We start from the raw sequence: 727 nt of genomic DNA, 5'->3' as shown, positions 1-727 counted from the left end.
AGGTCCTCGTCGGCATCCTTGAACAGGCTGTAGAAACCTTTCAGAAGATTGCGGTTGTAGTCTTCCAGTCGCATTCGGTTGCCCTCGCTGTCGGTCACTTGCAAATCGAGGTCAATCACGTCGAGCAGCGGCTTGTCGTATTCGTCGATGAGCACCACCGCCCTGCGGCCTGCCTTTTTGTGTGCCGCCTTAAGAATGTCTTTAAATCTCAGACCGTAGTCTTTTACTTTTGTTTTAATCTGGTAATCATTCTCAGCGTCTGAAAGATACTTGTCGATGACATCATCCAGAGTGCCAGGTTTGGTGAAATTGGCAGTGCCGAATGAAATATGGAACACAGGATATACTGCCCATTCCTTTTCGAGCTTGTCGATGGCAAGTCCCTTGAAGAGGTCCTTCCTTCCTTGGAAATAGTATTTGAGTGTGGAGATAAGAAGGCTCTTTCCGAACCGCCTTGGGCGACTCAGAAAGTATACATGCCCCTCGTTGGCGAGTTTATACACCAAGTCGGTCTTATCGACATACACATATCCGTCTTCGATAATCTTCTCGAAATCCTGTATTCCTATAGGGTACTTCATAAGCTTAACTGTTGCAATTCGGTGGCAAAGATACGTCTTTTTTCTCTGATTAACAAGAAGGAGGGACGAAAATGGTGTGTATAATTGTTAATTTGTTCACTTTTTCACAGGAATCAATTATCCTGTATATTGGCGATAGTCTTTTT

1 protein-coding gene is annotated in these 727 nt (G+C 44.6%); it reads right to left on the bottom strand.

The window, feature by feature from the left end; translation table 11 throughout:
• Positions 1 to 581 (bottom strand): AAA family ATPase (locus tag CIK98_RS13530; RefSeq protein WP_172409957.1); only part of this gene is annotated, 581 nt, incomplete at its 3' end.
• Positions 582 to 727: the final 146 nt, after the last annotated feature.

Origin of the sequence: Prevotella sp. P2-180 (assembly GCF_002251435.1) — a bacterium.
GTDB lineage: Bacteria > Bacteroidota > Bacteroidia > Bacteroidales > Bacteroidaceae > Prevotella.
Note: the sequence above shows the minus strand (reverse complement) of the source record. Positions and strands in the feature narration are given on the sequence as shown.